Annotated in this window: 15 protein-coding genes; 12 read left to right on the top strand and 3 right to left on the bottom strand. The window is 37.3% G+C overall.

The annotated features are described in order from the left end of the window. Positions 1-32 precede the first annotated feature (32 nt). Both E1I69_RS19245 and E1I69_RS19240 read left to right on the top strand, forming a co-directional pair. Positions 33-1,352 (top strand): short-chain fatty acid transporter, encoded by a 1,320-nt coding sequence (locus E1I69_RS19245; RefSeq protein WP_136381185.1) that lies wholly within the window; start codon positions 33-35, stop codon positions 1,350-1,352. A 68-nt stretch (positions 1,353-1,420) separates the two neighbouring features. Then, positions 1,421-1,828 carry a lipoprotein gene (locus E1I69_RS19240; RefSeq protein WP_136381184.1) on the top strand — a complete coding sequence of 136 codons (408 nt, stop codon included), beginning with the start codon at positions 1,421-1,423 and terminating at the stop codon, positions 1,826-1,828. A 61-nt stretch (positions 1,829-1,889) separates the two neighbouring features. Here E1I69_RS19240 and E1I69_RS19235 read toward each other — a convergent pair whose 3' ends face one another. Further along, on the bottom strand, positions 1,890-2,810 hold the full coding sequence (locus E1I69_RS19235; RefSeq protein ID WP_242634646.1) for a helix-turn-helix domain-containing protein: 921 nt from the start codon (positions 2,808-2,810) through the stop codon (positions 1,890-1,892). Positions 2,811-3,112: 302 nt separating this feature from the next. Here E1I69_RS19235 and E1I69_RS19230 point away from each other — a divergent pair, with 302 nt between their 5' ends. From E1I69_RS19230 to csaA, 3 genes are all read left to right on the top strand, one after another. Beyond that, complete coding sequence (locus E1I69_RS19230) at positions 3,113-5,227, top strand: glycoside hydrolase family 3 protein (RefSeq protein WP_136381182.1); 2,115 nt, start codon at positions 3,113-3,115, stop codon at positions 5,225-5,227. A gap of 225 nt (positions 5,228-5,452) precedes the next feature. Further along, positions 5,453-6,196 (top strand): SDR family NAD(P)-dependent oxidoreductase, encoded by a 744-nt coding sequence (locus tag E1I69_RS19225; protein WP_136381181.1) that lies wholly within the window; start codon positions 5,453-5,455, stop codon positions 6,194-6,196. A 170-nt stretch (positions 6,197-6,366) separates the two neighbouring features. Continuing rightward, the gene (csaA, locus tag E1I69_RS19220) at positions 6,367-6,696 is read left to right on the top strand and encodes a chaperone CsaA (RefSeq protein WP_136381180.1); all 330 of its coding nucleotides are present in this window, start codon (positions 6,367-6,369) and stop codon (positions 6,694-6,696) included. A 106-nt stretch (positions 6,697-6,802) separates the two neighbouring features. Here csaA and E1I69_RS19215 read toward each other — a convergent pair whose 3' ends face one another. Beyond that, positions 6,803-7,225: an RDD family protein gene (locus E1I69_RS19215; RefSeq protein ID WP_136381179.1), complete on the bottom strand. Its 423-nt coding sequence runs from the start codon at positions 7,223-7,225 to the stop codon at positions 6,803-6,805. Positions 7,226-7,543: 318 nt separating this feature from the next. Between E1I69_RS19215 and E1I69_RS19210 the strand changes: the two genes are divergently transcribed. The 5 genes from E1I69_RS19210 to E1I69_RS19190 all read left to right on the top strand — a co-directional run bounded on the left by E1I69_RS19210 (position 7,544) and on the right by E1I69_RS19190 (position 12,711). Further along, positions 7,544-8,326, top strand: coding sequence for an NUDIX domain-containing protein (locus E1I69_RS19210; protein ID WP_136381178.1), 783 nt, complete (start codon positions 7,544-7,546; stop codon positions 8,324-8,326). Between the two features lie 62 nt (positions 8,327-8,388). Then, on the top strand, positions 8,389-9,087 hold the full coding sequence (pnuC, locus tag E1I69_RS19205; protein ID WP_136381177.1) for a nicotinamide riboside transporter PnuC: 699 nt from the start codon (positions 8,389-8,391) through the stop codon (positions 9,085-9,087). Further along, the gene (nadR, locus tag E1I69_RS19200) at positions 9,084-10,109 is read left to right on the top strand and encodes a multifunctional transcriptional regulator/nicotinamide-nucleotide adenylyltransferase/ribosylnicotinamide kinase NadR (RefSeq protein ID WP_136381176.1); all 1,026 of its coding nucleotides are present in this window, start codon (positions 9,084-9,086) and stop codon (positions 10,107-10,109) included. The genes pnuC and nadR overlap by 4 nt, the downstream gene beginning before the upstream one ends. 274 nt (positions 10,110-10,383) lie before the next feature. Then, the gene (locus E1I69_RS19195; protein WP_136381175.1) at positions 10,384-11,343 is read left to right on the top strand and encodes a hypothetical protein; all 960 of its coding nucleotides are present in this window, start codon (positions 10,384-10,386) and stop codon (positions 11,341-11,343) included. Between the two features lie 396 nt (positions 11,344-11,739). Further along, complete coding sequence (locus E1I69_RS19190) at positions 11,740-12,711, top strand: NAD(P)H-dependent flavin oxidoreductase (protein ID WP_207308577.1); 972 nt, start codon at positions 11,740-11,742, stop codon at positions 12,709-12,711. Positions 12,712-12,765: 54 nt separating this feature from the next. Here the strand turns inward: E1I69_RS19190 and E1I69_RS19185 are convergent, their stop codons facing one another. Further along, positions 12,766-13,908 (bottom strand): hypothetical protein, encoded by a 1,143-nt coding sequence (locus E1I69_RS19185; protein WP_136381173.1) that lies wholly within the window; start codon positions 13,906-13,908, stop codon positions 12,766-12,768. A gap of 340 nt (positions 13,909-14,248) precedes the next feature. On the opposite strand from E1I69_RS19185, the gene E1I69_RS19180 reads away from it, so the two are divergent. Together E1I69_RS19180 and E1I69_RS19175 are read left to right on the top strand one after the other, a co-directional pair. Next, positions 14,249-17,098, top strand: coding sequence for an AAA family ATPase (locus tag E1I69_RS19180; RefSeq protein WP_161974943.1), 2,850 nt, complete (start codon positions 14,249-14,251; stop codon positions 17,096-17,098). Between the two features lie 9 nt (positions 17,099-17,107). Then, positions 17,108-18,424, top strand: coding sequence for a hypothetical protein (locus E1I69_RS19175; protein ID WP_136381171.1), 1,317 nt, complete (start codon positions 17,108-17,110; stop codon positions 18,422-18,424). The last annotated feature ends 195 nt before the right edge of the window (positions 18,425-18,619 follow it).

Genomic DNA, 18,619 nt, shown 5'->3' with positions numbered 1-18,619 from the left:
TCAATTGACATATAAACAAGGGGAGTGTGAAAATGGGAGTTGTAACTAGATTTTTTGTCCGACTCGTTCAGCGTTTTCTGCCAGATGCCTTTATCTTTGCGATCATTCTTACTTTCTTAGTTTTTGTACTGGGGATCTTGTTTACAGATAGCGGACCCGTTCAGATGGTTTCGCATTGGGGGACAGGATTCTGGGATTTACTAGCCTTTACCATGCAAATGTCTCTGGTAGTCGTAACTGGGTATGTATTAGCCAATGCACCTGTTATTAAGAATTTCTTAGCTCGATTAAGTAAATTGGCTAAAACTCCTGCACATGCAGTCATGCTAGTAACATTTGTGGCAGCAATCGCTTGTTTAATTAACTACGGATTTGGACTAGTAGTTGGAGCGCTATTTGCGATTCATGTGGCAAGACAAGTACCATCTGCAGATTTTCGTATTTTAGTAGCTGGAGCTTACAGTGGATTTTTAGTATGGCATGGCGGGTTTTCAGCGTCTATTCCATTAACAGTAGCAACCTCTGGACATTTTTTAGAAGAGAAAATGGGAGTCATTCCAGTTAGTGAAACTCTTTTTAGTCCATCTAATCTATTTATTGTGGCAGTTCTTGTCATAACACTGCCCATATTTAATAGGTTTTTGATGAAAAGTGGCAATACACTATACCAAGATCGCTCCGGTTGGGTGATCCCAGAAGAAACGGTTCCAAAAGAAGTGAAAACCCCATCCACACCAGCGGAAAAAATTGAAAACAGTGTGATCGTTTCGATGTTAATTGGAATCATGGGACTGGGCTTTATTGTCTATCATTTTGTTACAAAAGGCTTTGATTTAAATATTAATATTGTAAACTTTATTTTCTTATTCTTAGGAATCCTGCTGCATAAAACACCGAAACAGTTTTTGGACACAGTCACGAATGGAGTCAAAAATGCTGGGGGAATTATCATTCAATTCCCGTTCTATGCAGGAATTATGGGGATGGTTACATTATCGGGACTTTCTCAAGAAATGGCTTTATGGTTTGTCTCATTTGCTAATGCACATACGCTTCCATTCTTTTCATTTCTCAGTGGCGGGCTAATCAACATATTTGTACCATCTGGCGGGGGGCAATGGGCCGTTCAAGGGCCTATTATGATCGAAGCTGCATCGGCAATCAATGCAGACCTCGCGAAAACAGCTGTTGGTGTTGCTTGGGGAGATGCCTGGACCAACATGATTCAACCATTCTGGGCTTTACCTGCTTTAGCGATTGCAGGTTTGCATATTCGCGATATCATGGGGTTCTGTGTCATGATCCTGCTTTATAGCTTTATTCCGATTACAATTGGTCTTTTATTGTTTTAAAGGGAGAGGCAAGCGGGTTGAGCCGTTTGCCTTTCATTCTGTAAAAAAGTATCAAGGGGGAACCTTTTGTGAAAAAAATAGGTAATAAGTTACTTTTAACAATTACTTTTGTTTTACTTTTAACTGGATGTACGTCAAACAAAACCCCACCTTTAAAAGGAGCCTATCAAAGTGAACATGTGGAAGGATATATTGTTCAGATGTCATTTCAACCAGAGGAACAACGTTTTGTTGAATACATTGATAACAGGGAAGTTGATAAAGGAACGTATGAAGAAATGGAAAATGATGTGTACAAAATTCACGGTGAAATCCAAGAATTTGACATTAAATTAAAGAAGGATAACTCGTTTGATTTGATCGTGAAAAAGATAAATGAGGGTAAACCTATCGAATTGAAAAATATCGATGTCACTCCAGTCTACATTGGCACCGAATTTGATGATGTCGATGAATACAAGGATTTAGTAGAATGAAGAGCCACCAAGAGCCCTCTTTCCTATTATTTTTACATACCAATAGGATGAGAAAAATGGGCTACACTCTAAGCTCCTTTTGCAAGTTCTTGGGGGACAGATTATATTCCTTTTTAAAGAGTCTGTAAAAACTTGAGTAATCTTGGAATCCACATTTGGTCGCAATTTCCTCGATAGAGAACTCATTTTGCTTAATTAAGGCAACGGCGGTTGCAAGTCGTTTCAATAATACATATCGATAAAAGGGCACCTTCATGTGATTCTTAAAATAATGAGAAAAATAATATTTGTTTAAATGAAAATGGCTGGATATGTTGTCTAAATTCAGTTGTGAGTCTGTCAAATGTTTTTCAATGTATTCGATAATAGAATGTAAACGTTGGTCGGCATCACTGCTTAGACTGCTTAGACTGCTTGTTGGCTTACTACTGGCTGGGTTTAAGATAATTTCGAAAGCTCGAAATAATAGATAATGTAAGGCAAAGGAATAAGGGTCACGATTGCCTTTAATGCGATTACTTATTTCTTGAAAGAGCGAAAGAATTTCCTTTAAATGTTCCGAGTGGGGATGAACAACATAAGAACCCAAAGTCTTATGATAAATGATGCTATCACTCATCGATGGAGAAATCGATAAAAATTCGGCTAATAAGGATTCACTGATGGTGGTTACAATTCTCTCATAGTTGTCAAAATCGCTTACTTCTGCCTTATGTACCGCATAAGGGGGAATGATGACAACATCCCCTTTGGTGAGTGAATACATTTGTCCTTCACAATAAAATTCACATTTTCCCCCTAAAAACACGAGTACCTCCATTGAGTCATGACTATGTAAGCGGAATAAAGGCTCGATTTCGGAATAATTCTCTGAAGTTTTGTCAGGTTTTCTTCCCCAGTCATGTGATTGATATTGTTTGCTCCAATAAAAAACCTCAAAATTCTCATCCAATATTGGCATAAATGTAGATTCTTTCATCATAATGCTCCTCTTAAAAAGGTAAAAAGTATGAACCTAATACGGTTTTTGTACTTTTTGTATAGCAAGATATACAATATTTTAAGCAAAAATAACAATTTATTTCATAAAATTCATTGATATTATATCATTATAATCTTAATGAAACAAAGACTCACAGGTTATGAAAACCCTCTCTTGAGGCAAAGTATGAAAATGAAAGCCTTGTCTTTTGCATATAGTAGATTTACTTCACATCTATCTAGCAATATCAATGGTTTAAACACTAAAGAAATTGAAATAATAATCCTTTAGGAGGAACTGACATGCAAAAACAACCTAATTTACAAGTTAGAGCGAAAAAGCTTATTGAACAGGATGGATTGAAATTTAAGGATTTAAATAATAATGGGAAGTTGGATCCTTATGAAGATTGGCGCTTAAGTCCAGAAGAACGTGCAAAAAATCTGGTTTCCTTGATGACCATCGATGAAAAAATTGGAATGATGCTGATTAATTCACGGAAAATGGGACTTGCCCAGGAAGATAAGAGCAAGACAAGCCATGAAGGCCTCTTAGATGAAAGTATCATCGAAAAAGGTGAAACGATTTTTGCGACTAGCAAAGTATACGGGACCACTCATACGATAGCAAACAGGCACTTACGTCATTTCATTTTACGAGATAACTTTACTCCTGCTCAAATGGCGGAATGGGTTAACGCAATGAATGAAGTAGCTGAAGGAACACGCTTAGGGATTCCCGTTATCATTGCATCAAACTCCAGAAATGAAAATGGAGAAGCCGTATTCGGAATGAATGATGCCATTGGTATCTTCTCTACATGGCCAGGAACGCTAGGATTAGCAGCAGCAGCAAAAGGGGATATCCAAAATGGCGGTGATGCTTCCCTTATTAGTGAGTTTGCAAGCATTGCCCGTAAAGAATGGAATGCGACTGGTTTAAGAAAAGGCTATATGTATATGGCAGATGTGGTGACAGATCCAAGATGGCAGCGTACGTATGGAACATTTGGAGAAGATCCAGAGTTTATTGCTGACGTAATCGGGCGTATCATTGACGAATTCCAAGGTGAAACAATAGGAAAAGATAGTATTGCGATGACAACGAAGCACTTCCCTGGTGGGGGAGCGAGAGAAAATGGCTTTGACCCTCACTATGAAGAAGGAAAATGGAACCTATACCCAACTCCAGGTAGCTTAGAAAAATACCATTTACCACCATTTAGAGCAGCTGCGGAGCATGGAACATCTTCCATCATGCCGTACTACTCCATACCAAGTATTAAGAAAAGTGTTGTTCAAGAGTTTGAAGGGGAAGAGATTCCATTTGAAGAGGTTGGATTTACGTTTAATCGTTATTTCATCGACCACATCCTTCGTGGAAAGCTCGGCTTCAAGGGCTATGTGAACAGCGATAGTGGGATTGTTAATAACATGAGCTGGGGAATGGAAAATAGCAGTGAAGCGGAACGCTTTGCGAAAGCGATTAATGCGGGAACCGATCTGGTTGCTGATACAAATGATATCGAAAATTTAAAATTGGCCATTACTAAAGGCTGGATCAGTGAAAAACGAATCGATGAGTCAAATGTACGACTTTTAACTGAAATGTTCGCTTTAGGTCTATTTGATGACCGCACGTACAATGATCCAGAAAAAGCAACTGAGGTTGTTAGTACAAAAGCGCATTGGGAAGCTGCATATGAAGCACATAAAAAATCAGTTACCGTACTGAAAAATTCAAACGGTACTTTGCCACTTACAGCGGACAAGCTAGATGGTAAAAAGGTCTATATTGAAGTTTTCCATAAGGAGCAGGAAAGAGTAGCTTCGTATACGGAAAAAGCAAGAAATGAAGCGAAAGAACTCGGACTGTTTACGTTAACAGATAACTATGAAGAAGCGGATGCGGCGATTCTATTCCTACATCCAAAATCCGGATCTTACTTTAATGCCACACCAGGGTTACTCGAGCTTGAAATATGTGAGGATAAAGTAAATTCAGCAATCGATGGAGCATTGTATCAAGAGACTACTTTAAGTGGATTAGATCATTTAAAAGAAATCGCAGATAGCGTTCATAGTCGCGGTGGTAAAGTCGTGATGAGTGTAAATATTATCCTTCCATGGATTTTAGGAAATGTAGAACCAATGGCAGACGCTTTGATTGCAGGTTACGACACATTCCACACTGCACAGCTTGAAGTGATTGCTGGAAAACATATGCCATCTGGTGTCCTACCATTAACTTTACCAGCAAGTGAACAAGTGATTGGCGTTTACCAAAATGGAGAATGCGTATCACCAAATGACGTACCAGGATATGATAAAGACAAATACATGCCAGCAGGAATGAGTTATGCCTATAAAGACAGTGACGGCAATGTTTATAAACTTGGACATGGGTTGAAATATTAATAATTAAAGGAAAAATCACAGGTGAGAAGCCTGTGGTTTTTTTGTGGAATGAATTATGTGATTATCGTGGGATTGTCTTGAAAAAACGGTTGATCGTCTATATTCTAAAAATTTGATAAGAATAAAGGAAAGCCTGTCGACAGATAATAGTTGTGGATTGGAAAATATATTAATTTTTTACAATTAGAGTGGTTACCACTTTTTTGTAAAATGGAGGAATACATAATGGGTAAATTAGACGGTAAAGTAGCAATCATTACAGGTGCAGCACAGGGTATGGGGGCTATGCATGCTCGTAAATTTGTGGAAGAAGGAGCAAAAGTAGCAATTACTGACCTTAACTTGGAGGGTGCCCAAAAACTAGCAGATGAATTAGGAGAAAACGCAATCGCTCTTAAATTAGATGTTGCTAGTGAAGAGAATTGGATCGAAGTCGTAGCAAAAACAGAAGAATCATTTGGTCCTATCAATGTGTTAGTAAACAACGCAGGGATTGGGATCTTTAAAACATTAGAAGAACTAACTGTAAAAGACTTTGAATTAACATTTAAAGTAGATGAGCTTGGAGTATTCTTAGGAATGCAAAAGGTAGTGCCTTCCATGAAAAAAGCTGGTGTAGGTTCCATTGTTAATATCTCATCTGTAGATGGTTTTGTAAGTGCACCAACGGCGATTGCTTATAGTGCTTCTAAACATGCTGTTACCGGTATGACAAAAGGTGCAGCTGCTGAACTTGGACAGCATAACATTCGTGTGAATTCTGTGCATCCAGGAATTATCAAAACGCCGATGGCTGATCAACCAGATGTAGAAGAATATCTAAAGCAACTTGAACAAGACATTCCTCTAAGAAGAAGAGCAGAAGTAGAGGAGGTTTCTAATTTGGTTGTATACCTTGCTTCGGATGATTCTAGCTATTCAACAGGAGCTCAATTTGTCGTAGATGGTGGAATGATTTCTGATCTATAAGCGAATTGTTTAGAGAAAATCACAGGTGAACGAGACCTGTGATTTTTTGTTTTGAAAAAAGGATGAGACAGTTATACGCCATACCTTGGTTGAATAAAAAGGATTTTTGGATTTTAAGTCGAAAAGGAAACAAGTTATAATAATAATATGTAAAAAAATGGAGGTGTCATATGGCGACAATAGAGGACTTTTTGAAACTAGATATACGGATTGGGACTATTGTAAAAGCAGAGCTTTTTCCAGAAGCACGAATACCTGCAATAAAATTAGAAATTGATTTTGGGGAGATTGGCATTAAACAGTCTTCTGCACAAATAACACGAAGATATACGCCTGAACAACTTATTGGAAGTCAAGTGGTGGCCGTAGTAAACTTTCCTCCAAGGCGTATTGCAGGTTTTAAGTCTGAGGTTTTAGTAATTGGAGGTGTTCCAGAAGAGGGAGATGTGGTTCTTTTAAGGCCAGATGAACCTATTAAAAATGGAACACCAATAGCATAGAAAACCTCAATATAACCTAATTGTTTTTTTTATAGACTTCACTTTTATTGATCCGTAATAGTATAGATGATGCTGTTAAATGGGGACAGTCCCTTTGGTCTCCCCCTTAACTTCTTTCGGGTGGATTATAGGTTACACATGTGCCGGCAACAAAGTCATGGATAGCTCTTTTGTCTTCTCGGACGGCCACCATTACTACACTCACTAAGAATCCGATTCCTATTGTCAAGGCGTAAAATAGGCCTGCTACTACAATCCGAAGTAGCATATTCCCAATATGTAATTTTTCACCATCAACCCTCGCAATTCGAATCCCACATAGTCTTTTTCCAACTGTATACCCGTACCAAAAGAGTGGTAGGCTAAGAGCATATAAGAATTCTAGAAGGCCAGATTGCCAAGAATCATTATCTACAGGAAAATTAAAAATGAGTGAAAATAGTAAAACAATCAAAAAAATGACAATACCATCAATAAGCGATGCACCGAAACGAATCCAAAATCCAGCTGGTTCAAAAACACTTTGCATGTAAACACCTCCATTAGATTGTATTCATTAAAGATGGCTTTTATTTTTGTTAACCTTATTTTACCATTATCTGGTTCTGGTCACTAGATATTGGTAAAAAATCCATTTATACTACCTTAGGACTATAGTAGGGTTCTTATCAGTTTTATAAGGTATAAGTGGTAAATGTTTATAAGAACGAACTAACAGGTGTTTTTTAAGAAATATCGTTTTATGTCGATTATTTTATGTTACATACTTTTAAATTGTTTGATATAATACTAATAACAATTAACAAAATGTTAATTATAAGACGTGTGAATGAGAGGTGATCAAGAGATGAGTGAGGATTTGTTAAGTTATGATGTGAGTAAGTACCGGACTCCTGATGGATATACAAGTGATATTGCTGTTTTTACAATTATTTCAACGGAAGTGGGTCCTTATAAGCCGCCAGAAAAAACGTTAAACATTATGTTGATTAAACGAGCTGAGAAAACAATAGATGGTGAACCTAATATTGAAGGAGGAAAATGGGCGTTGCCTGGTGGGTTTATTAAACCAGAGGAAACGGCATATGAGGCAGCTGTTCGCGAATTAAGAGAAGAAACGGGAGTAGAAGGGGTAAAGGTCAAGAACTTTGGCGTTTACGACAAATTGGGTCGTGATAAGCGGGGATGGATTATTTCGAATGCTCATTATGCAATCGTTCCAGAAAATGAACTAGTGAAAAGGAGAGCAGCAACTGACGCAGATGAAGTAGCGTTATTCTCGATGGATGAAGTGTTTAAGCTTAACCTTGCGTTTGATCACAAGTTAATTATTGATGATGCGTTATGGTTCATCAAAAAGGATATGTCTTTAACAACGCTAGCAAAAAACTTTTTACCTAAAGAATTTGTTTTGTCTGAGCTGCAAGGGGTATTGCTAACAGTCATGGATGAGCCTTGGTTAAAACTAGATTCTCAATTTTTTAGAAAGGCTCCAACGCTTCCTTTTATAGAAAAAGTCGTGAAGGATGGAGAACCTCAGAAAACAAACCGTTGGTCGAAAAATAAAGCACAGCTCTATCGATTTAATGATTTTGATCCATATGTTTCGATCTATAATGCCAAATATTAAAATTTTTTTCTGCATTACAATTAACAATTTGTTAATTAATAACCATAAAGGAGTGGAGCTAAATGAAGCTTTTAAAAGATTGGACCTTGTTTGAAAAGGTATGGCTTGTGACGTTTACGCTTGTGAATGTGTATTTGTTTTTTGTCTGGGATGATACAATGCTTGGATTTATTACTTCAATTTCAGGAATGCTTTGTGTGGTGTTGGTTGCGAAAGGGAAGATTAGTAACTATTATTTTGGGATTATCCAAACGGGCACCTATGCCTATATAGCTTACGGCTATGCCCTTTATGGTGAGGTTATGTTAAATGCCTTGTTTTATTTTCCACTGCAGTTTGTTGGACTTTATTTATGGAATAAACATAAAACAAAACAAACCGTACAAGGAGAAGAAATTCAAGTCAGTGTTTTAACCAAGAAAGGATGGACCTATACATTATCTTCATTCCTTGTCATCTTTGTTCTATATGCTATTCTACTAGAAAAAATAGGCGGCAAAGTCGTCTGGATTGATTCCGCTACGACGACATTATCGGTGATTGCTCAGATTTTAATGCTCAAACGATTCACTGAACAGTGGTTATTTTGGATTGCGGTGAATGTCCTTTCCATTGCACTTTGGCTGAAGGCTTTGATTTTACAGGGAGGAAACGATGTATCCATGCTTGTCATGTGGTCTGCCTTTCTGATTAATAGTATTTACGGATATTACAACTGGTCAAAAGTATATAAAAAGCAGAAGCGGGAGGAGATCTCATGAAAAAGGTTGGATTTTTCGGTGGAAAGTTTTTACCTTTGCATCAAGGACATGTGTACGCCATCATCAAAGCTTCCACTATGGTTGAGGAATTATACGTCGTGTTGTCTCACAGCGCAAAGAGGGACCAAGAGCCTTGTGAAGAGAGCAAGTTTCCGTATATTCCAAGTCACATCCGGCTCCGCTGGCTTTCCCAACTGACGAAGGATATGAAGAACGTCAAGGTCATAGACGTGGAGGATCATGATGGGGATGAGGATTACAATTGGAAGGAAGGAGCCATAAAAATAAAAGAGGCAATCGGGAAGAACATTGATGTGGTGTTTAGCTCTGAAATGGGATATGATTCGATTTTTCAAGAACTCTATCCGGAGGCAACGCATTGTTTGATTGATGAAAAAAGGGAACAGGTTCCGATATCGGCAACCGAGATTCGAAAGAAGGGTGTGTTTCACTACTGGGACTACATTCCCGAGATAGCGAAACCGTATTTCGTTAAAAAGGTCGTCATTTTGGGTACGGAAAGCTGTGGAAAATCAACACTTACGAGAAACCTAGCACTCATTTATAACACGACCTATGTAAGCGAATATGGCAGGGAAATCTGTGAAGAGATAGGCGGTTGTGATGGTATTATGCTTGATGAGGATTACCCTCTCATTGCATACGGTCATAAACTGAAAGAATACGAAGCTAGTAAACAAGCCAATAAGATTGTCTTTATTGATACCGAGGCTGCTGTCACACAGTTTTATTCAGAACTTTATAATGGTAAAACGCAACGCGTACTAGCTGAAATCGCTAGGCTCCAACAATATGATTTATGCCTATTTTTAGAGCCTGACGTCAAATGGGTGGACGATGGATTACGGGTGCACGGGGAACAACAGGTTCGCGAAGAAAACAATCAGCGCTTGAAGGAATTGTTGAATGAGTGTGGCATACCGTTTGTGAGCATTAGCGGGAACTATCAAGAACGGCTAGAAAAAGCGCTTGAGTTGATAGGGGAAAGGGTAGGGTTTTAGAAAAATTTTTAGATGGATTTAATGAGACCTGAAGTGAATCCGAACAAGGAAGACATTGAAATTTGTCTATTTATAAATAGTGTTGTTCCAGTGAGGATAATTACCAAATAAGAATAATTCCAAGTCCTTGTGGGATATTACCCAAGTAACGAAAAAAATAATTTAGATCCTCCTTCCCTACTCTTTGGAAGGAGGTATTATTATGAGTTTTACCTAATTGAAAAAAGACTGTCTGAAGTTTTGTGTGAATACGCTAGAAAGTGAGCGAATGTAGATGTATCGTTTTAATTGGCTCTTTCTTCTGTCTGGTTTTGTATTTATGATTTTGAGTGGTTGTTCCAACGACAATTTATCTGAAAAAGAAGAGAGTCCTAAAGCACCTGCAACAAAACAAGAACAACAAGCTATAAAAATTGACCCAAATGCCATTATAAAGGAAAGTGGTATTGAGTCTTATATCCCAAGTGATGCCCAGAATGCCGAAATCGAAGTTGTGTCTTTAACAGGAAAAAATCAGCCTGAAGTTCTTGTCGCTTATTCACTGAATGATGAAAACACCTCTTTACAGTCCAAAATAGTTGTAAGTCAGTATAATCCTTCATTTAAAGAATGGGAGATTATTTTAAATGAAGAAGAAGTAGGTGAATATCATTACATTGAGCCAATAGGAAGGCTCTCTGTCTTTGATAACAAATTAGAACAACCTGTTTTTAGGCTAAACGCGGGAGGTTCTGGGTCTCCGGATTGGGTTGCTGTCCTTTTATATGATAAGGATAGTAAAGATTTTTACTTTAAACGATTAGCTGCAGAACACGTTTATTCTGGAATTTCTGTCCTTGATGACAAAAAAACAATTGAATTTGATGGGGTTACATTAAAAGAGCGGTTTACCTGGAAAACAAATGATTTTGATCATCGCACGTTACTTAAAAATCCTAAAATTGATGGAGAAGTAACTCATACTATACGCTATTCCTTCCGGGATAATATGGATTATGAAAGCACATATACCTCAAATGTTGAAAATAATTCAGTCATTCCTGCAAAAATTGGAGACACCATTGCTCTTATACGTGAGGATATTGGCGAAGACTTGGATGTGTATTTTGCTGGAGAAGGGTTGAAGGAAATTTCTCCATTTTATTATGAAGTTGCTGATTTAGATAAGGATTGCACTATAACGTTTCGCACTGAATCAAGCGATTGGATTACTTATTCCTTTGTTTCGGAATGACCATCGTTAATTAGGTTGAAATCGAAAAGGCTTAACTTTAATTTTTAGGGTTTCATTAAATTGGCGTGTACGTAATTGTGTTGGGGATCAAGCCATTGGGCAATTTTTATAAACTTGCGCAATGGGTTGAAGTATTAATGATAAAAGAAAAATCACAGGTGAGAAGCCTGTGATTTTTTTGTGGAAGGGATTCGGTCATCATGGTGTGAATTCCCAAGGGAAAGGATGACCATATCCAAACAAGGACCTGTCCCTCCGACCCTATAATTGAATCGATTCTTGAATCTTTTGTGACAACATCAAAATTATGGTCTCCTTTTAGGACTAGGTATTATATTTGTAACTATTCATTTGATATCCAGTCGTTACAATAAGCTTGAACGATAACAAAAATAAATGAAATGGGGTATTCTTTTGAACTTTCCACAATTAAAAATAGGTCATATGGCACTAAAGGTTCCAATTATGCAAGGTGGTATGGGAGTAGGTATTTCTTTAAGCGGACTTGCTTCTGCTGTTGCAAATGCTGGCGGTATTGGAATTATTTCGGGCACTGGAATTAGTTTTGCTGAATTGCGATATCACATAAGAAAGGCGAAAGAATCGATTCAGGATGGCGGATATATAGGAGTGAATGTACTTTTTGCGATGAATGATTTTGCTGAAAAAATGAAAGTAGCTATAGAGGAAAAAGTTGATTTCATTATTTCAGGTGCTGGTATATCAAGAGATATGTATAGTTGGGGCAGAGAAGCTGGAATACCGGTTATCTCAATTGTGTCCTCAGCACGGCTTGCAAAAATATCTGAACGTTTGGGAGCGTCTGCCGTTGTTGTAGAAGGCAATGAAGCCGGTGGGCACCTAGGTACCGAAAGACCATTGTTCGATATTTTGCCAGAGGTAGTAGAAGCCGTTAAGATTCCCGTAATTGCTGCTGGAGGGATTATGACTGGAGAAGATCTCGCTCGTGCCATTCAAGTAGGGGCTTCCGGAGTACAAATGGGAACAAGATTTGTTGCTAGTAACGAATGTGATGCGCCATTAACGTTTAAGGAAAAATATGTACAAGCGAAGAAAGAAGACACAGTTATGGTCAAAACAACCGTTGGATTGGAAGGACGTGCAATAAAGAATCATTTTACAGAATTAATATCAGATAATAAAAAAGTAAAAATCAAGAAGTGTATTGATTGTCTGAAAGATTGCTCTTATCGCTTTTGTACAATGGATTCAATGATTACATCAATGAATGGGGATTGTGAGAATGGTCTAGTATTTGCGGGAGCAAGAGTGCATGAAATCAACGGAATCCTTCCTGTCAAAACAATCATCCACAACATTATGACTGAATACAAATCCTGTATCTAACGGCCTTATCCTGAAAAAGAGCAAAGAGGAAGGGTAGATCCTTCCTCTAATCGTCTAAAAATGTGTATCTTCTCTTTTGTTCGTTTTCCATAATCTTTGAAACCAAGAATAAACTTTCATGCCATAATACAAAAACAAAAACGCTCCGATCGTCATAATGGCATAACTCTGAACAGCCTGAGGAAATGTTGTTCGCTCATCTGGCGAAACTAGAACCCCAAGTAATATACCAATACAAAGGATGAACATATCTCGTATCGGTTCAAACCATTTAACCCGACCCATTTTTAAATAGATAAAAAACTGCAAAAGAACGGTGAAAAAAAGTGCGAAGAATTCACCTGAATTGTCACCGAAGGAATCTTCTACGATGTCCCAATGCGGAAACCAGAAACAAACCATAAAGAGCTGTAAAAAGGAGAGAAGGGCGGTAAATAAAAAACCGTTCTTCCGGTTCTTTTTATTCTTTTCCTCTAGAACTTCTTGTTGTTTCTCTGTTAAAAAGATGTTATCCAAACCGTCCGCTTCCGAACCCATAACGAAAGAAAGAGTTCCATCAAACCGCTTCTTTGGAATGGACTCAAGTACATCAGGATGTCTCGGTGTAGCGGTTAACGCTTTATCCGTATGAAGAATTTCAACCCCATTCTTTTGGAAAACGTCAATCCAATCAAAAAGGGATTGCTGATCCGCATGAGGAAAGCTAGTAACCTTTACTTGATTATTGGCATCGACTCCGTAAATGATGACTTTTGCTGACCTCACAGGAACAAACTTCGTCCTCATCTGATAATTCTCTCCACTATGAATCTTGGACTTTGCCTTTAATCGATAATCCATGCCGATTAACACATATTTTATCTTTTCGTACGGAAGAAAAATGTGTTCCTCTTCATTTTTCTTTTTGTCCCTCGTATAGGAGTCATAGCCGTTTTCGCCTAGCTGTATGTTAAATATAATGTCTAGGTATTTTCGTACATTTTTATAACTGAACCATGAAAAACCAAGAGAGACAGCACCTATCGCAAATAGCAGAAGGGAGAAACCCAATCCCATCTCAGAAAGCTCATTTACACCAAAAACAAATAATACAATTCCAAGTAAAAAGAAAATGGAAATCAACCCAAAATGGCACCCAATGGCCCACTTAGGAAGTTGATTCGTAAAGTTTCGATTATCCTTTGTTTGTAATTCCATCCACCAATAGCCCCTTTCATTTCTTTATTTTACCAAAAGTTAAGTAGGTAAAAGGGCTTGTTTTGAATGGGGCTATTGTATGAAATCTTGTAAGGGAGAAGTGACAGTTACCTAAATCTAAAACGGGAAACACCTGAAGGTAAGATACGATTTGTTTCGCTTTAGGTGCCGGTGTTAAAAAATACAACAAGTAAAAGTAACATATTTAAAAGGATATATTTCCCTTTTTGTCGAATGTTGTAAAAGTACGAATCAATTCAATGAAGATCTTTACCTATGAAAATAAAGCTTTTGGAAACAATACCAAAATGTAACAAAGATGAGAAGAGAGGAAACAAAGATGCAATTTACCAAAGTAAAACAAGTAATCGATAACTCAGAATACATAACTATTGCCTTCAATCGCTTCCTACGATTCAAACGAACAGATAAATATGATGAAACCTATAAGTATGAAATCTTATCTGAATTAAATACGGTTTTTGCAGAAACGTCTATAAATGAAGAAACCATTGTTGAAATCACAAAAAAGCTACAGTCCAGTAACCCACAATCTGGGAGTTTTGTTCATTGGAGCAATACAGCTGATTTAGTGGATTATGCGACTGCCCGACCGACTGAAGTAGCTGAGCTTTTCGTTCAGCTGTTTACAGATGAGGTTGCTCCATTGTCTGAACGAATAAAGACGTTTTATGAAAAAGGAAAAGAGTATAAGTCACAGCTTAAATTAGGTGCCCCACTGTTTGGATATCTTTTAGCAGCGTATGATTCTCAAAAATATCCGTTATATAAAGAAGAAGTTTTTAAAGAAATCAAACGTATTTTTGGGATTGACAAAAAGTTAGGTTCGATCAGCGAAAACTATGCCTATTATTATCAGCTTTGTTTATCCGCACAAGAAGTATTAGCAAGCAAGGGACACTATGTACATATGTTAGATATCCAAGATTTCTTCTTTTGTCTGACTCAATATGATGAATTAATGGTGGAAAGTGCCGTTTCCTATATTCATTCAGTAGCAAAGAAAATGAAGGCATTCTCGGATCATGATGTGGATTTTTTAGAGGCCATTAAGTTGCTTCCAGAAGACAAATTAAAAGAGCGGAGAGAGTTTTACCGCAATTTTGAAAAGGTCAATAAAATTCGGTTTCTGCTACTTGAACAGTATATTGAAGAAAAACGACTTGATATAGAAGACCTTGAAAAATATAAATCTCAAGTAAAAGATGAATATGAGAAGAACATCCTTCATACGTGGAATAACTTCAGCATCTTATTTCAAATCTATTACCAATCCATTAAGGATATTGTGACGTATCAATTGATTACCATCCATCGAGCCATCCGGAATATCGATGAGTTTAAGGGAATTGATTTTACGAAGGATAAAGTAATTTTTGATTTTAACGGAAGTCGGAATTTAGGTGGGACAGGCTGTTGGATGGCGGTCTTTCCTGAAAAAATGGAAAATCACAAAGTAGCCGCACAATTCTTCTTAGAAATAGATGAAAACGGGGTTGATTATGGGCTCCACTTTGGATCGTCACATCCGAAAAGAGGAATGAGAGACATTGAATCTATTTCAGATATTGAAGATGAATTTACGTATGAAAAAATGAAACAGAAATTCCTTGAAGTTGCAGATGAATTTATAGAAGGAAATCGTATTACTTTAGATGCTGTAGAAGAAACAGACCTTCCAGAACAAGATAACCTGCATTCATCGTTAAGCCAAATTTTTGATTCCGTCTCACAGGCTGAGCAAGCATTTGATGTGGCTCAGAAACTGTTAAACAAGTTAGACATATACGAGGCAGGAGACGAGCGGATTGCTGTTACATTAACTTCAAAACAGAAGTTTCATATTGATTTTTGCAATTGGCTTTTAGTAGGTTTTTATCGTGATAATGAAAACAAACTAATGACAGTTGTAACTCTTATAGAAGATGAAGTAAGTGATACATCATACAAGCGACAATTATTTACCCAAAAAGAACATGAAACACAGATTGCCTTAACTTATCTTCCATTTGAAGATTTTATTGAGAGTGAACATTTGCAATCGATTCTTGATCGAACAGTAACTATAATAAGAGACCGATTTGCTACCTATCTTCGATCACCTTTTCGAAAATACAATGTTCCATCTTTGGAGCAAGCAATATTCGATAAGAATGTACGTAGTAAAGTATTCAAAAACGGCGTGCATCAAGCACCTAAAATACAAATTCAAAATCAAGAATATGTAGAAATACCAACAGTAGAATTTGATCAAGATATCGAGGTTCATAATCTTCATTTTGAAGAAAAACAGTTGATTCTACGACAAGTAAAAACAGCATTGAAAAATGGCAAACATATTATTTTTACAGGACCACCAGGTACGGGGAAATCAAAATTGGCAAAAGAAATTTGTCATTCACTCGATGTGTCTCCTAAACTGGTGACTGCTACATCAGAATGGTCAACCTATGAAACAATTGGGGGATATCGACCAAACAGCGACGGCACATTGTCCTTTCATCCTGGCATCTTCTTGGATTGTTTTAAAGACGAGAAGACAAATGCGCCCATTAATAAATGGTTAATCATTGATGAAATGAATCGGGCGGATATCGATAAAGCGTTTGGTGCCTTATTCTCCGCACTAACTGGCGACCCAGTGACTCTTAACTTTCAGTCTCAAAGTGGAAACCCTGTGTTGCTTCGCCCGCAAGGTGACGACGAAACAGTTGTCCCAAATGATTATGAATACATTATTCCTAATGACTGGCGATTAATTGGAACAATCAATACGATGGATAAAGCGTCACTTTATGAAATGAGTTATGCCTTTATGCGACGATTTGCATTTATTCCGATTGGAGTACCAAAGGATATTACGGTAAATCTAGTGAATGAGTACTTAGATAAGTGGAGTATCGTTGAATACGATTTTTCAGAGACGCTTACTTTTATTTGGAAACAAATCAATCACTATCGAAAAATTGGTCCGGCCATTATTGAAGATATTGCAAAATACACAGTGGAAGATGGGGATTTCACTTCGGCTATTATCCTCTATGTTTTACCTCAATTCGAGGGGCTGATGGATAGTGACATCCGAGGTTTTATCGAAAAGCTTTCACCAATTCAAGAAATTAATACACAGCAACTATTGAGTTTTGCAGAAGACTTTTTCTATTTGTAGGTGTCACTTATGAAACGAAATGCGGAACAGCTAATAGAGGAAATAAGTGATTTCCTTGTTATCTATTTAAAATCGGGTAAGGTCGGCTTGAACTCATTTATCCAAAAGACGGATTTACAAATTGAGCAATTAGATCATCTATTGAACCTTCATTTTTTATTAAAAGAAGAGGTTAAACAATTTGTAAGAGAGTTGCCATTGTTAATTCGGCGTCTAAAAACATCCACAAAAATGCAGCAGGAAACGAACCATGGACAAGTTCGCGGACAAATCACTTGGCCAAATACAATCAAGGAACGCCTTCGCATCAATGCAACGGATAAGACAATCTATTCGGTTGTGGAACGAAGTCGTGAATACGCAATAAAAGAGAACCTAGTACTACTTGAAGTGCTTAAGGTCCTATATGAGATTTTATTTGTGAAAATGGATACCGAATATTATAAAAAGTACACCTGGTTTGAAGATTGGGCTTCGTTAAAAGACATCATTAGCCATATGCTACATAAAAATATCTATTTATCACGAATCCAAATGCATCAAGAAAAAGTAACAACCAGAATGATCATCGATACAATGAAACATCGAAATCCCTTATACCAGAGAGCGGGACAAATTTTATTCTGCTATCGTAGCATCATGGAAGGGAACCTTGATAAAGAAGATGTAGTGGAGTTGCTAAAAGAAACCTTTATCATGCCACAAGAAGAAGATGTGTTATTTGAACTCTATTGGGTGATAAAAATCATCCAAGAAAATTCGAAAAATGCACAGCTACAGGTAATGGATGGGCGCAACAAACATAATCTTGTGGCAGAGTGGATGGATGAGGAATTTGTGTATAAGATTTATCATGATTCAACCGGTTCCAGTCGGATTCAATTCAACATTAAAACTGAAGAAGTCATGCAAATTCACCATCCATATCTCGAAAAGAAACTTTCCTCCGCAGCTGATGCAGAACAAATAGCACGTGAAGTTTTTGGACAAGGCTTTGATACATCTACCTTCTGGAGTGGTAGACCTGATATTATTGTTGAGATCGTTGATAAACAATCAGACGAACTCAAAAAGGTAGTCATTGGGGAAGTGAAGCATACATCCAGGGTGGAATACGCGATTACAGGGTTGCGAGAGTTAATGGATTATATGAAATTTGTAAGGGATGGAGAGGGGAATTACTTAGAAGAACAAGATATTGAAGTTAATGGGATGTTGTTTACGGAGGTCGCTAATGGGGATGGAATCATGAAAGGAGATTTAAGAATTGACCTTAATAGGGGAAATGATAAAGTGCAGATTATAGATTATTTGGATGCTAGATGACAAAAAAAGTAGTGCATCGATGACCACTTTATATAATTGCCAAACCAGCAGAGTACTGTAATTGGTACTCTGTTTTTTTATTTTTAAGTTAATAAAATTTAATTCTTTGGCCATGTTTTAAATCCTCTTTGTTTTAAAACACTATGCACTTTAAATATAATCACTAGATCCGCGATCTATTGAATGGTATAATTT

The organism is Bacillus timonensis, from assembly GCF_004799755.1.
GTDB classification, from domain to species: Bacteria; Bacillota; Bacilli; order Bacillales; family Bacillaceae_L; genus Ferdinandcohnia; species Ferdinandcohnia timonensis_A.
The sequence above is the reverse complement of the archived record's forward strand: the minus strand, read 5'-3'. Positions and strand labels throughout refer to the sequence as shown.